This window comes from Micromonospora sp. NPDC049230 (genome assembly GCF_040647875.1).
Classification (GTDB): domain Bacteria; phylum Actinomycetota; class Actinomycetes; order Mycobacteriales; family Micromonosporaceae; genus Micromonospora.
This window is the reverse complement of sequence record NZ_JBEZCZ010000079.1, coordinates 1-13,459: the sequence shown is the minus strand read 5'-3', so window position 1 is coordinate 13,459 and position 13,459 is coordinate 1. Positions and strand designations below refer to the sequence as shown.

Below are 13,459 nucleotides of genomic sequence, written 5' to 3'. Positions count from 1 at the left end.
AGGTTGTTCTGCGTGTCACTCATGATGGTCGTGTAGCTGCTGCCGAAGTTACCGGGGAAGTTCCCGATCGGCATGCTGGTCCGGTAGATCTTGCCATTGTCGCCGGCGAAGAACAGCCACATGGTCGTGTCGTCCGCGATGACCGTCTGGTCGATCGGACCCGTACCCGAACCCGTGATGTTGCCGGTGAACATCGGCTGCGCCGCCGACCAGCCGTTCGGGTTGGTCGGGTTGGTCGAGGTCCGGTAGAAGAACTTCGCCCCGGCCCCCCACTGGTAGGTGAGCACCCAGATGTTCTTCGGCGCGAAGTAGAACAACGACGGCGCGACGGTCCCGGAGTTCATCCCGGTCTGGGTGGCCGAGGCCATCTGCGACCAGTTCGAGAAGAGGCTGAAGTTCATCGAACCCCAGCTGTCGCCGAAGTCGTGCGTGGTGGCGTAGACGAGCTGCTGGCCGTTGTAGGGCGCGACGGTGAAGTCCTTCAGCGACACCCAACCCGACTTCGGAGTCGCCAACACACCCGTCGACGACCAGCGGTACGTCGAGGGAAGATCGCAGGGGGTCGGCGGCGGGCTGGTCGGGGGCGGGTCCGTCGGGGGCGGGCTCGTCGGCGGCGGGTCGGTCGGGGGCGGGCCGGTCGTCGGCGGGGTCGTCGGCGTCGTGCCGTCACCGCACGTCACGCCGTTCAGAGCGAAGCTCGTCGGCGCGGGGTTGCTGCCCGTCCACGATCCGTTGAAACCGAACGACACCGTGGCGTTGGTGCCGATCGAGCCGTTGTAGCTCACGTTCTTCGCGGTGACCGCGGCGCCGCTCTGCGTCAGCGACGTGTTCCACGACTGCGTGACCGTCTGCCCGGCCGCGTACGACCACGTCAGCGTCCAACTGGTCACCGGATCACCCAGGTTGGTGATCGACACGTTGGCGCCGAAGCCGCCCTGCCACTGCGACGAGACGGCGTAGTCCACCGAACAGCCGGCCGCCGCGGCGCCGGCCGGCAGTGCCGCGACAACCGACGCCGACACTAGTAGGGCAACGCCGGCCGACGCCAGACCGACATTGGTGTATCTGGATCTGGTCATAGAGCACCCTCCTGAGGGGACGGCGGCCCGTACATTGGCGGTGGTCGCTGGCTCGGTGGCTTTTGTGAGCGTTAACAGGCCGCGACAGGTATGTTACGGGAGCGCTCCCATACCCTCAACCTCGAAGTGGCGGATTTCGATCTCCGGCTCCGGTCGGGCGGGTCAGGAGTACATCAGGTGCATCGTCATGCCGGCGGCGGCGTGCGCCAGGTTGTGACAGTGGTTGGCCCACACCCCCGGGTTGTCGGCCCGGAACGCCACCTCCCACACCTCTCCCGGCCGGACGTCGAACGAGTCCAGCCACAACGGACTGCCGGCCGCCGGCCGCCCGTCGCGCGACAGCACCAGGACGTGGTGGCCGTGCAGGTGCCACGGGTGCACGGTCGACGACCGGTTGACGATCCTGAACCGGACGACGTCACCGAGGCGGACGACCTGCGGCGGGATGTCCGGGTCGGCCGCGCCGTTGACGGTGTGCGCGTAGCGGGGCAGCAGGTCGTGCAGGTCGAGGCCACGATCGAGGACGAGGGTGAAGGTCCGGTCGAACCGGGACCACGGCACCGCGGCGGCGCTGCCGTAGCCGAGCGGATCCAGCACCGGCCAGTGGCCCGTCACCGTCGACACCGGCCCTGTCGAGTAGACCGCCCGCCCGTCGACGAACAACGCCACAGGCGTGGCCGGCGCGTCGAAGACCAGGTCGTAACGCCCTCCGGCCGGGATCAGCACGGCCGTGTCCACAACTGACGTCGGGCCCCGCAGGTCGGCGCCGTCGATCGCGGCGACCCGGAACGCCGTCCCGGCCACCGCGTAGCGGTGCGTCGTGCTGTCGGTGTTGACCAGCCGCAGTCGTACGGGGGTGCCGGCCGCGACCGGTGCCACCCGCGCGTCGGGCAGCGGCCGGCCCGCAAGCGTGTGCACCGGCACCGTGACGTCGAGGCCGGCCACCGGCCCCGGGCGGACCACCAGGACTCCGTACAGGCCCATCCGCACGCCGACGTCGGAGACCGAGTGCGTGTGGTACCAGTACGTCCCGGCCTGGTCGGCGCGGAACCGGTAGACGAACTCCTGGCCGGGCCGCACCGCCTCCTGCGTCACGCCCGGCACCCCGTCCTGGCTGTTCGGCACGTCGTACCCGTGCCAGTGCAGCGTGACACCCCGCCCGATGTCCCGGTTGCGCAGCGTCACCTCCACCACGTCGCCGACGGTGGCGGTCAGCTCCGGCCCGGGTACCTGGGCGTTGAACGCCCACGCCGCGACGTCCCGACCACTCGCGCGCACCGTGGCGGTCCCGGCCGTGAGGGTGAACCGCCGGGTCGGTGCGTCGCTGGTCCGCGCGTCCGGAAAACCATGGTCATGGGGCACGGCGGGCGTGGCGTCCGGGCCGACGGTCAGCCCGACTCCGGTCACCAACGCGCCGACCGCCACCACGAGGGCCACCCGGGACAGCCCCCGGGACGGGCGCACACCCAGAGCGCGCCAGGACACGGCCGTCGCCGTGACGGTCCCGGCGACCGCGAGCAGTCCCGCGCCCACCGACGCCGGGTAGCCGTGCAGGACCGTCACGAGCAGGGCGCCGCTCGTGGCGTACCCGGCGAAGAGGAGCCCGGGCGCGACGGACCGGACGTCGCCCGCGACCGCTCGCCACCGCGACCCGGTCGCGGCCAGCGCCGCGAGCGACAGCGGGGCGGCGACGAGGACCTTCTCCGCCGCGAACCACCAGCCGGCGCGGGCGAGCGCGGTGATGGTGATCGCGCGCGCGAGCGTGGCGAGCAGCGCGACGGCCGCCAGCGCCAGCGCGAGCGGGCGACGCCGGACGGTCGCCGCGGCGCCGCCACCCAGCCAACCGGCGGCCGCGAGGACCGCGAGCACGAGGTCGACGACGAGCAGCGAGCCGGTGGTCATGCCGGCTCTCCGCCGCGCACGACGTCGGCGGTGGAGTCGGCCGGCTCCGGGTCGGTCAGCTTCCGTGCCCCCTGGAGGACGGCGACCACGACGTGTACGGCGATGATCCCGTTGAGGGCGTGCAGCCCACCGATGATCGGGCCGAGCGGGGTGCTGACGCCCGCCGCGTCGGTCGCCGCGGTGGCCAGCGTGGCCAGGAGCGCCTGGAGGACGACGAGACCGATCGGCAGGACCGCCAGCGCGATGAGCCGGCCCGGCGCCCTGGCCAGTGCCGCGCACAGCGCGGTGAGCAGGGTGAGGGCCGGGATGACGGCCATGCCGTTGACGCTGTGCAGGGCGTACGAGTCGTCGCCGACGGGTTTGCTGAACCCGCCCACGGCGGCGAAGACGAACTGGAGGACGAACGCGACGAGCAACAGGGCGCTGGCGGCGACGAATGCCTTACGCATGGTGGTCTCCCAGAGGGTGGGCCGAGGTCAGTGCCTGGGCGATGTGCTCGGTGGCCGTGATCGCCCCGTAGGCGACAAGCCGCACGAGGTCGACGTCACCGGGATGGGAGAGACGCCAGAGAGCGACGTCACCGACGCTTATGGCGCTGGGCGCGAACGCCGCCAGCAGGGCGATCCTCGTGCCGACGCGATCGGCGCCCGGCACGTCCCGGACCAGGTCGACGGCCCAGTCCGCCGGCCGGGCCGGGAACTGCCCGTCCTCCCACCGCACGGTGGCCGTGACGGTCTGGCGCGCCACGTCGCCCAGGAGGTCCCCGCCCCGCGTGGCGGCGTCCGTCAGGGCCGCGTAGGCGACGCCGACCGGGCTGTCCCCCGCCCAACCGGGTGCCGCCGTCGTGCCCGCGTCCAGAAGGGCGAGGCTCCGGCCGGGTTCCTTCGGTTCCCGGACCGTCTTCGCGGAGAGCCAGCCGCCGACCGAACGCACAAGTGGGGAGCGTTGCAGGCCGCCGGGGAGCAGATCGGGGTCGAGCAGCGCCGACACGATCCGGTTGATGAAGTGGAAGGCGAGCAGGGTGCCGGTGACCTCCGGGCGGTACGGGCTGGTCCAGCCGGTCGCCCTGGGGTTCCGGCTCGCCTGCGCCCAACCGACGAGCGCGGCGTGCCCCGGCTGCGGTGGTGTCCCGTCCCGGACGACGACCTCGGCCAGCTTCGGCTCGCCCAGCGCGTGCAGCAGCATCGTGTGGGCGTCCACACAGAACCGACAGCGGTTGGCCCGGGACACCGCCGCCGCGACGAGTTCGCGCTCGACCCGGGACGCGTCCCCGGCGAGCAGGGCCTCGCGCATCAGCGCCCAGGTCGCGGCCAGCACCTCCGGCACGGCGGCGAGCACCTGGAACGTGGGCAGTGGCCCGAGGAAGTCGTCCGACATCTGCCGGTAGACCTGCGCGGTCCGGCCGGTCGCGGCCGACGCTTTCATTGGGGTGGTGAAGCGGTATGTCATGGGCTCGATGCTGGTGCCGGCGAGCTGGGAAAACGTCGTGCCGTCGCAGGCACTTGGCCGGGCGGCGCTACCGCGCCCGCGGTACGTCCGGATACCGCGGTCGGTGGATTCCGCACCCGGACAACCCGTTCTACAGTTCGGCAATGCGTCGCGATCTGCCGTACGCCCTCGGTGGCCTGATCCTTGGCGCCCTCCTGCTCGGCAACGCCGCGCTCACCCCGGACGCCACGGTCGGGGCGCTCGACGTCGCCCTGGTCGCCGCCATGGTGGTAGCCGTGGCGGCGTGCCGGCGGTATCCGGTGGTGGCGCTGGGCGTGATCACCGTCGCCATGCTGGCCGTCCACATCCGGGTGCGCCCGGGGGTCTCCGCCGCGTTCCCCGTGCTCGGCGCGGTGTACGTCGCCGGCTGGCGGGGGCACCGAGTGGCCGCCGCCACCGCCAGTTTCGCCTTCCTCGGTGGGTTCCTCGCCCGGGACATCTGGTCGAGGCCGACCACCGGGCCCGCCCGGCTGATCGTCGATTGGACGGCCCTGATGCTTGGCTGGTTCGTGTCGGCCAACATCGCGGGGCTGGTGGCACGGCAGCGCCGGGCGTACCTGGAACAGGTCGAGCAGCGGGCGATCGAGGCCGAACGCACCCGCGAGGAGATGGCGCTGCGGCGCGCCGGGGAGGAGCGCCTGCGCATCGCCCGCGACCTGCACGACTCCCTGACCCACAGCATCTCGGTGATCAAGGTGCAGGCCGGGATCGCCGTGCACCTCGCGCGCAAACACGGCGAGCAGCCGTCGGCCACCCTGCTGGCGATCCAGGAGGCCAGCAGCGCCGCGATGCGGGAGCTGCGCACCACCCTCGACGTCCTACGCTCACCCGCCGACGAGGACCACGTCGGGCTGGCCCGGGTGGACGAACTCGCCGAACGGACCCGGGCCGCCGGCGTGCCGGTGCACGTCACCGTCAGCGGCCCGCCACGGGACCTGCCGGCCGAGATCGACCAGGCCGGCTACCGGGTCGTCCAGGAGGCACTGACCAACGTGGCCCGCCACGCCGGCCCCGCCACCGCGCACATCCACGTCGAGTACGCCCCGGCGCGGCTCACCGTCTCGGTCACCGACGACGGTCAGGCGTCACCGGCTCACCCGATGACACCGGGCGTGGGCCTGCGCGGCATGCGGGAGCGGGTGACCGGGCTCGGCGGCACCCTGCGGGCCGCCGCCAACGACGACAACGGATTCACGGTACGCGCTGCGTTCCCGCTGGAGGAGCCCGCATGATCGAGCGCCCCGCGCGAGGTCCAGCCAGCTCAGTCCGCGACGGATCGTCGTGGCTCCGACCGGAGGGAGGAGCCGGGATGATCCGGGTTCTGCTCGCCGACGACCAGGCCCTGATGCGAGCCGGATTCCGAGCCCTGCTCGACGCCGAGGACGACCTGGAGGTCGTGGGCGAGGCCGCCGACGGTGCCTCCGCCGTCCACCTGTCGCGACGCCTGCGCCCGGACGTGGTGCTGATGGACGTGCAGATGCCGGGGCTCGACGGCATCGAAGCCACCCGCCGCATCGCCGCCGATCCCGACCTCGCCGCGATCCACATCCTCGTCGTCACCAACTACGGGCTCGACTCGTACGTCTTCGCCGCCCTCCGCGCCGGTGCCAGCGGTTTCCTGCTCAAGGACGCCGACCCGGCCGACCTGCTCCAGGCCATCGCCGTCGTGGCGCGCGGCGACGCACTGCTCGCACCGGCCGTGACGCGGACGCTCATCAGCGAGTTCGTGTCCGGCCCACCGCCGGCCGAGCCGGCGGCCGGGCGTGACGTGCTGACCGCCCGCGAGCAGGAGATCGTCGAGCTGGTCGCGGGCGGGCTGAGCAACGACGAGATCGCCGCACGCATGGTGATCAGCCCGTTGACCGCCAAGACACATGTGAATCGGGCGATGGCGAAGCTGCACTGCCGTGACCGCGCCCAACTTGTCGTGTGGGCGTACGAGTCGGGACTTGTCACGCCGCGTCGTCGATGATCGTCAACGCCGTCCGAGGGCACCCGACGGCACACGGGGTGGGGCCGACGCACTAGCATTGCCGCCGTCCGACGACGGCTCTGCTGAAACGAGGCGACATGCGTTGGCTCCGGCGGTTGCTGGGCGGCAGGCGGGTCCAGCTCGATCCGGGACGCCAGCAGGCGCTGCTGCACGACGTGCAGACCCGGTACGGCCCCCACGCGCGGATCCGGTTCACCGATCAGGTCCAGGCGCTCACCGCGACGCTGGACAGCGACGACGGCCTGGTGGTGGCGGCCCAGATCGTGGGTCGGGTCGCCGACGAGGCCCACGTGGACCTACAGGCCCAGGCCCAGGAGATCCACCGCCGGACGGGCCGGCGGCTGTTGGTGCACCGCCGCAACTACCGGCCGCTGTGGCGAGAGGCCGGTCCCGCACTGCGGTGGCCGCTGTTCGCGCTGCCGTCCGGCTTCCACCCGTACGCGCAGGTGGCCGCCGCTGTCACTGTGGTCGGCAGTCGGGCGCCCCGGCTCGACCGGGTGACCGACCCGAACCCGCTGCTGACCCGGGTGTTCGAGGTGCTCGACCTGACCACCGCCGGCTGGGAGTACGGCCGGGTGCGGGTGGACACCGACGCCGCCGCCCTGGCCGATGGGCTGATCTCCAGTGCCGGGCAGGTCCTCGTGGCCATGGACGACCCGCCGCGACTGCCGCCCGCCGTCCGGGAGCTGATGCGCCGCAACAACACTGTCGCCGTGCACGATCCGGCCGGGCCACGGGCGGTCGGCGGCATCAACCTGGGCGCGCGGATGCGGGAAGAGTTCCTGATCTGAGCGCCCCCGGACGTTACGTGACCCGTCAGCGGGTCCGTCCGTCGTACGGCACCGGATGGCCCGCCGCCCACGCCCGGGTATCGGGGCGGGGACGGTGGGGACTCCGCACCGACGGAATCCCCACCCACCGTGCTACCCGCCGACCCGGTACGCCCGTAGCACCGTCTGCTCCACCGCGTTGCCGTCCGCGTCGGCGGCGTTCGCCCGCAGCGACACGTGACCGGCCCGGCTGTGTGGCACCAACGCCAGCCAGCCGTCACCGTCCCGGCTGACCGGCACCGCGTGCCAGCTCCGGCCGTCGTCGTACGAGGCGGCGACAGTCACCGTCACCACCGGCCGCCCGGCCACCCCGTCCTGCCGGTGCACCGACATCCGCACCGGGCGGCGGTCACCGACCGACACGGTGTTGCGCAGGTCGACAGGTGCGTCGAGGAGCATTCCCAGCAGCGGCAGTGGCTGCCGGCCCGATGCCGTGGCGGACCGGAAGGTCCACGACCCGCTGACCGTCGTGCTCGACCGCCAGGTCGGCGAGTGGTGCGTCGCCGAGGCGGTGAGCCGGTACGTCGCCGCTGCGGCCGGCACGGCGAACTGCCCCCGGCCGGGCTCGGCGACGGTGCCGAGAAGCTGCCCGTTCCGGTACAGGCTGGTGCTGCCCGTGGTGCCGTCACCGAACTCGTCGGTGGGTCTCGGATGGCCGCTGGCGTCGGTGAACATCGGCAACGTCACGTCGACCACGTCCCCCTGCCGGCTCACCCACGGCTTGCCGGCGTTGTCCACGGTCGGCCCGGTCAATGCCGGCCCCACCACCGCCCTGTCCCAGCTGACCGCCGGGTTGGCCCCCGGCCGCAGCCTCAGCTCCGTCCTCGCCACCGCCGGGGAGATGCCGTTTCCGAGTGAGATCCGCCAACTGCCCGGCGTGTAGTACTCGGTACGTCGCAGTGGCGCGAACACCGGCGTCGACGCGAACAACCCGTAGTGCTCGTCGCCGAGCCGGAGACTCGCGCGGACCTGCCGTACCCCCTCGCCCGCGTCGTGGTAGCCGGTCGGGACGGCGGCCAGTTCCCCGGTGGTCGGCCGGTACGCCAGGTCCGCCGGGATCCCGCCCCGAACCTGGTAGCCAAGCTGGTAGCGGTATGGACTGACCGGCTTTCCGGTCACGGTCGCGGTGAGTGTCCCCGCAGCGGCGAGTTCGACGAATCGGTCGAGCCCCGGGTATCCGGGTCCCGAAGTGATTGTCGGCAGGGCGAGTGGCTCACCCGCCCAACCGAACTGCCCGGTCGCCAGCAACACCATCCGGGCGCCCCGCTGCTGGAGCTGGCGTACCACCGGGGCCAGCGCGAACGGTTCCGCCTCGTCAGCAGAGGAGGTGAGCACGGCGAGCGCGTCTGCCACGTCCACGTCGGGCAGTTCGCCGGTCGGACCGACAACGAGCCGGACGACCGGAAGTCGCGCCGTCCCCTCGAAGGGTGGTGTCGGCCCGGGCTTCCAGAGCCAGCCGACCCGAACCGGGAACCGTTCCGGTGCGGTCGCCGACAGTTGCAGCATCGGCCGTTCCAGCACCGCCCTGTCGGTGAGGCTGAACTCCTCCGCGCTCACCCCGGGTGCGCTGCCCACCAGCACCTCGCCGAAGCCCGGTTCGAAGATGTTCAACATGCCGGTGTTGATCGGGTCGCCGGGCCACCGCGCGCCGATGACGACATCGCGCAGCCCCTCGGTCGCCGCCGGCTGGTCGGCCACGCCCAGCGGTGCCGCCCGGGCCCACCGGGCGTCCAGGGTCACCGTGGTGTCGTCGGCAAGTGTCAGACCCGGATAACCGAGTACGGCGGTCCGGAGCCCGCCGTTCGGCGGTGGCGGCAGATAGACGCTGGACAGCAGGGCGTACCGCCCGGCGGGCACCGACACCGAACCCGATCCGGACACGAAGTCCCGGAAACCGGCGGTCTGGGCGTCGATGCCGACCACCATCGTGATGCCGCTGTCGCTGGGCCGGCCCTGCTGGTCCAGCAATCGGACGGTCACCTCGTGCGTCTCGGCGGCCTGCCGCACCCCGACCGGGGTGCGGACGCTTGTCCCCCCGGCGGTGGCGACCACGACCCCGCCGTACGTCCCGGCCCGCTGCCGCCCGGCGATCCGCACCGGGACGGAGGCACTGCCCCGGGCCGGCACGGTGAGGGCCGTCGCGCCGAGCGTGGCCAGCTGCGGCGGTGCCGGCTGGCCGGCGGTGTCGGCCAGGCTCAGCGCCAGCCGCAGCGTGACAGGCGTCGACCCGTCGTTGCGGTAGGTCAGTTGCCGGGTGCCGCCCGGCGCCCCCCAGGGCAGAGCCATGGCGAGGGACGCCACCTCGGCCCGCACCGGCTGGGTGACGGCCCGGGCCACGTCGATCCGGCCGGCGCCGACGTCGAAGACCCGGGACTCCCGGGCCGGCGCGGCGGCGCCGACCAGGGCCGCCTTGAGCTGCGCACCGGTCCACTCGGGGTGCCGCTGCGCGAGGATCGCCGCCGCCCCGGCAACGTGCGGTGCGGCCATCGAGGTGCCGGAGAGTGGCACGTGGTCGGGGTCACCGGCGATCCCCGGGTACGCCCCGGTCGCCCGGGCGGCCAGGATCGCCTCCCCCGGCGCGGCCAGCTCGGGTTTCGGTGCCCCGTCCCCGACCCGGGGTCCCCGGCTGGAGAACTCGCTGATCCGATCGGCGGAGTCCACACTGGAAACCGCGAGCGCGGCGTCGGCGCTGGCCGGAGCCGACACCGGCGCGTACGCCCCCCTGTTGCCGGCGGCGGCCACGAAGAGGGTGCCGTGTTCCGCGCTGAGCCGGTCGACCGCCTGGCTGACCGGGTCGGTGCCATCGCTCGGGGCGCCGCCGAGGCTCAGGTTCACCACCTTCGCACCGGCCTTCGTGGCCGCCCATTCCATGCCGGCGAGAATCCACTCCTCGGATCCATCGCCGGAGTCGTCGAGGACCTTGCCCACCGCCAGCTTCGCGTCCGGGGCGACACCGCGATGCCGACCGGCCGCCCCCGAGCCCCCGACGGTCGCCGCCACGTGGGTGCCGTGGCCGAACCGGTCCTCGACGCTCCCCGTCCCGGTGAAGTCCTGCGCCGCCGACACCCGACCGGCCAGGTCCGGATGGTCGGTGTCGTACCCGGAGTCGAGGACCGCGACAGTGACACCCCTGCCGGTGTAGCCCGCCTGCCACGCCGTGGGCGCGCCGATCTGCGGCACACTCCGATGCAGGCTCGCCCGGTAACGGGCGTTCAACCACACCTTCCGGACGCCGCCGCTGATGCTCCGGGCCGCCGGGTTCGCCTGGCGGACCAGGTCCGCCCAGAACCGGGCCCCCGCCGCCTTCGGCTGGTCGTTCGCGGTCAGGTTCAACCCGGGCAGCACCCGGCGGGCCCTCGTTCCCGCCAACGGGACCGCCCGCCGGGCCTGGCCGGGGTCGGCGTACTGGACCAGCAACGGCAGCACCGGACTGGCGCTGTCGTCGTACCCCTGGGCCAACAGGCCGGTGACGTCGAACAGCCGCTCGTCGAGCAGGTCCGCCCGCAGCAGGGGTACGGCGTCGGTGGGGACCACGTACCAGGCGCCGTCACGCTGGTAGCGGGCGTACGAGACGCCCCGGACCGGGGCGGCCCCGTCCCGCCCGGCAGCCGGCGCAACCGAGGGTTCGCCCTCCGGATCCAGCCGGACCACGTCCCCGGTTATCAGCGTCACAGTGCCGGCGGTCCTCGGCACTCCCCGCCCGGCACCGGCCGTCGCGCCGTCGCCGGCTGCCCGCGTCGATCCGGCGGAAGGGGCACCGGCCGCCGCGTCCGACGGCACAACAGTGAGGAGCGACGCCACGGACAGTGCGACGGCCAGTAGTCGCCGTCCACCGCCGACCCGCAACCAACTCTTCCCGGCGGTCATCGGACCTCACCGACCCGGTCGACGATGGTGAACGTGGGCACGTCTACTGCCGCCACGGTCCCGGCCGGTATGCCGCGCGCGGTCCGGATCTGCACCGTACGGAAGCCGAGCAGTTCACGCCCCGCCGTGTCGATGACCAGTTCCTCCCGCTGGGTCTCGTCCCCGGTCGACTCACCGACGCGGCCGATCGCGACACCCTGCCGACCAGCCAGTTCGACCCGGCCCTCGACCCGTTCGACTCCGGGAATCAGTGCGACCGCCTGGTAGAGGGCCGCCCGAACGTCGGGAGGCACGATCGGGGCGGCCTCCCGGAGCAGGTCCAGGACCCTGGTGAAGACCTGTGCGTCGGGAGAGTGCTTGTTCTGGTCACCGACCGCCTCCCGCAGGGTGTCCAGTAGCCGGGCCGGATCGGTCGGCAGGCTCGCCAGGTACGCCGGCGTCGGCCGGTACACATCGCCCGGGTCCCGGACCGCCGGGCAGCTCGCACAGTCGGCGGGCGGCTGGTAGTCGGGCGCGGGCCCGTACTCCTCGACCTGCGGCGGGGCGGTCAGGTCGTACCCGAGGTCGCGGGCGAGCGTGGCGTCGGCCGGGGTCAGCGGGGTACGGCTGACCCCCTCGGTGATGCGCGTCCGCGCCGACCGCAGGCCCTCCACGGTGTACCACATCTCGTGCCGGCGAGCCAGCCAGACCCTGGCCAGCGGCCCGGCACCGTCGACATCGCCGATCAGCGACAGGGACCGTTCCTCGCCCACCCGGTAGATGAACTGCCCTGGCCGGGCCTCGACGGCCCGGTCGAGCCGGGCGTTCGCGGCGACCAGCCGCAGCACCGTCCCGGCGTCGTCGCCGTCGCCGATCGGGACCGTGGCGGGGAGGCTGCCCACCCCACCCCGGTCCGGGCCGCCGGGAAGCGTCGCCGGCCCGAGGATCGCCGGCACGACAAGCGCCGCGGCAACCGCAGCCGAGATGCCGAGCCCGCCGAGCGACACGTGCCACCACCGGGCGCCGAGCCGGCCACTGCGGCCCGCCGGCCGGGTACGCACCGCTGCGACACGGCGACGCCACGGCGACGCCACGGTGCCCGACGCGGATTCGGCCCGAGCCTGCACGAGCAGGGCCGCCCGGGCCCGCGCCGTCGCCTCGTCGGACGGTGCCGGAGCCTTCCCCAGTACGTCGCGAATCATCCGCACGTCGTCCATCACAGGTCCCCCAGGTCTCGATCGTGGCCGCTCGGATCGGTGTCGCCAAGCGCCTCGCGCACCTTGCGACGCGCCCGGCTGAGCCGGGAACAGACAGTGCCGTACGGAATTTCCAGGGCTGCCGCGACCTCGTGGTAGGTGAGTTCGCCGAGCGCGACGAGCAGGAGTACGTCCCGGTCCCGGGCCGAGAGTGAGGCCAGTGCCCTGGCCAGATCGCGGTGCACGCTCTGCGCACTGACCATCGCGGCTATCCGCTCGTCGTGACCGACGACGGACTGGTCCCGCGGTGCCCGGGCCATTGCCCGGTAGCGCCGCTGCTCGCTACGCCGCTGGCGGCGGACGAGGTTCGTGGCGATGCCGTACAGCCACGCCCGGACGTGCCCGCCCGGTGCGCGCTCGGCCGGGGCACCGTCGTCGGCGGGGTCTCCCGCATCGAATCGGGTCCGTTTGGCGAAGGCGATCAGGAAGGTCTCCGCCGCCAGGTCGTCGGCGGCGGCCGGGCCGAGCCGGTTCGCGGCGAACCGGTGGATCTCCGGGTAGTACCTGTCGAAGAGCAGCGCGAACCTCTCCGGCTCGGCGCGCGACAGCCTGATCAGGACAACGTCGGCCACCGCGCCGAGGCCGTCGGGCGGGTCGGTGCCGGCCCGGGAGCCGGGAGCGACCGCACACACGGGTGGCCCGGTCACGAGAGGGTTCCGGTCATAGGATTGTCCTCCAGGGAGCGTCATGCGTCTGACACCCCTCTACGCCCGATGACAGCGATCCCCTTCACGCCCGGCGACGACTATCCGGAAGCCATGGTGCATCCCCGCCACCTGGCGCACCGCCCCCGCCCCGTTCCCGGCTCCTTCCTGGACGTCGCGCGCGGCCAAGGCCGGTTGCGAACCGGCACACTCTCCTCTTAGGCCATCGCGCGCGAACTGGACCGCCCCGGCTGCACACCCGCCGGGGCGGTTCGCCGCTGGACGACCAGCCCGGCCCGCAGGACGTACAGCTCACGCTTGGCCGCGGCCAGCCCCTTCGCGTCGAGCACGTGAGGTCGGCATGGGGCGCGGTGTCGGTCTTCCGGCCGGCCCGTTTCCCCATGCCGCCTCCCGAACCGGA

11 protein-coding genes are annotated in these 13,459 nt (G+C 73.1%); 3 read left to right on the top strand and 8 right to left on the bottom strand.

Annotated elements, in window-relative coordinates:
* From AB0A95_RS34305 to AB0A95_RS34290, 4 genes are all read right to left on the bottom strand, one after another.
* A partial coding sequence (locus AB0A95_RS34305; protein ID WP_357559924.1) for a non-reducing end alpha-L-arabinofuranosidase family hydrolase occupies positions 1 to 1,079 on the bottom strand: 1,079 nt, incomplete at its 3' end.
* A 162-nt stretch (positions 1,080 to 1,241) separates the two neighbouring features.
* A complete protein-coding gene (locus AB0A95_RS34300) occupies positions 1,242 to 2,981 on the bottom strand; it encodes a multicopper oxidase family protein (protein ID WP_357559923.1) in 1,740 nt (579 codons plus the stop codon).
* Positions 2,978 to 3,430, bottom strand: coding sequence for a DUF6220 domain-containing protein (locus tag AB0A95_RS34295; protein ID WP_357559922.1), 453 nt, complete (start codon positions 3,428 to 3,430; stop codon positions 2,978 to 2,980). The genes AB0A95_RS34300 and AB0A95_RS34295 overlap by 4 nt, the downstream gene beginning before the upstream one ends.
* Positions 3,423 to 4,430 (bottom strand): carboxymuconolactone decarboxylase family protein, encoded by a 1,008-nt coding sequence (locus AB0A95_RS34290; protein WP_357559921.1) that lies wholly within the window; start codon positions 4,428 to 4,430, stop codon positions 3,423 to 3,425. Before AB0A95_RS34290 ends, AB0A95_RS34295 begins: the two co-directional genes overlap by 8 nt.
* A gap of 143 nt (positions 4,431 to 4,573) precedes the next feature.
* Between AB0A95_RS34290 and AB0A95_RS34285 the strand changes: the two genes are divergently transcribed.
* The 3 genes from AB0A95_RS34285 (at position 4,574) to AB0A95_RS34275 (ending at position 7,253) form a co-directional block, all read left to right on the top strand.
* On the top strand, positions 4,574 to 5,701 hold the full coding sequence (locus AB0A95_RS34285; RefSeq protein ID WP_357559920.1) for a sensor histidine kinase: 1,128 nt from the start codon (positions 4,574 to 4,576) through the stop codon (positions 5,699 to 5,701).
* A 77-nt stretch (positions 5,702 to 5,778) separates the two neighbouring features.
* Positions 5,779 to 6,441 carry a response regulator transcription factor gene (locus AB0A95_RS34280; protein WP_357559919.1) on the top strand — a complete coding sequence of 221 codons (663 nt, stop codon included), beginning with the start codon at positions 5,779 to 5,781 and terminating at the stop codon, positions 6,439 to 6,441.
* 98 nt (positions 6,442 to 6,539) lie between these two features.
* Entirely contained in the window at positions 6,540 to 7,253 is a 714-nt protein-coding gene (locus AB0A95_RS34275; RefSeq protein ID WP_357559918.1) for a hypothetical protein, read from the top strand.
* A 132-nt stretch (positions 7,254 to 7,385) separates the two neighbouring features.
* Here AB0A95_RS34275 and AB0A95_RS34270 read toward each other — a convergent pair whose 3' ends face one another.
* The 4 genes from AB0A95_RS34270 to AB0A95_RS34255 form a co-directional block, all read right to left on the bottom strand.
* A complete protein-coding gene (locus tag AB0A95_RS34270) occupies positions 7,386 to 11,159 on the bottom strand; it encodes a S8 family serine peptidase (RefSeq protein WP_357559917.1) in 3,774 nt (1,257 codons plus the stop codon).
* Positions 11,156 to 12,355, bottom strand: a complete 1,200-nt coding sequence (locus tag AB0A95_RS34265; RefSeq protein ID WP_357559916.1) for a CU044_5270 family protein — start codon at positions 12,353 to 12,355, stop codon at positions 11,156 to 11,158. The genes AB0A95_RS34270 and AB0A95_RS34265 overlap by 4 nt, the downstream gene beginning before the upstream one ends.
* Positions 12,355 to 12,966 carry an RNA polymerase sigma factor gene (locus tag AB0A95_RS34260; protein WP_357559925.1) on the bottom strand — a complete coding sequence of 204 codons (612 nt, stop codon included), beginning with the start codon at positions 12,964 to 12,966 and terminating at the stop codon, positions 12,355 to 12,357. The genes AB0A95_RS34265 and AB0A95_RS34260 overlap by 1 nt, the downstream gene beginning before the upstream one ends.
* Positions 12,967 to 13,256: 290 nt before the next feature.
* Positions 13,257 to 13,388, bottom strand: coding sequence for a hypothetical protein (locus AB0A95_RS34255; protein WP_357559915.1), 132 nt, complete (start codon positions 13,386 to 13,388; stop codon positions 13,257 to 13,259).
* Positions 13,389 to 13,459: the final 71 nt, after the last annotated feature.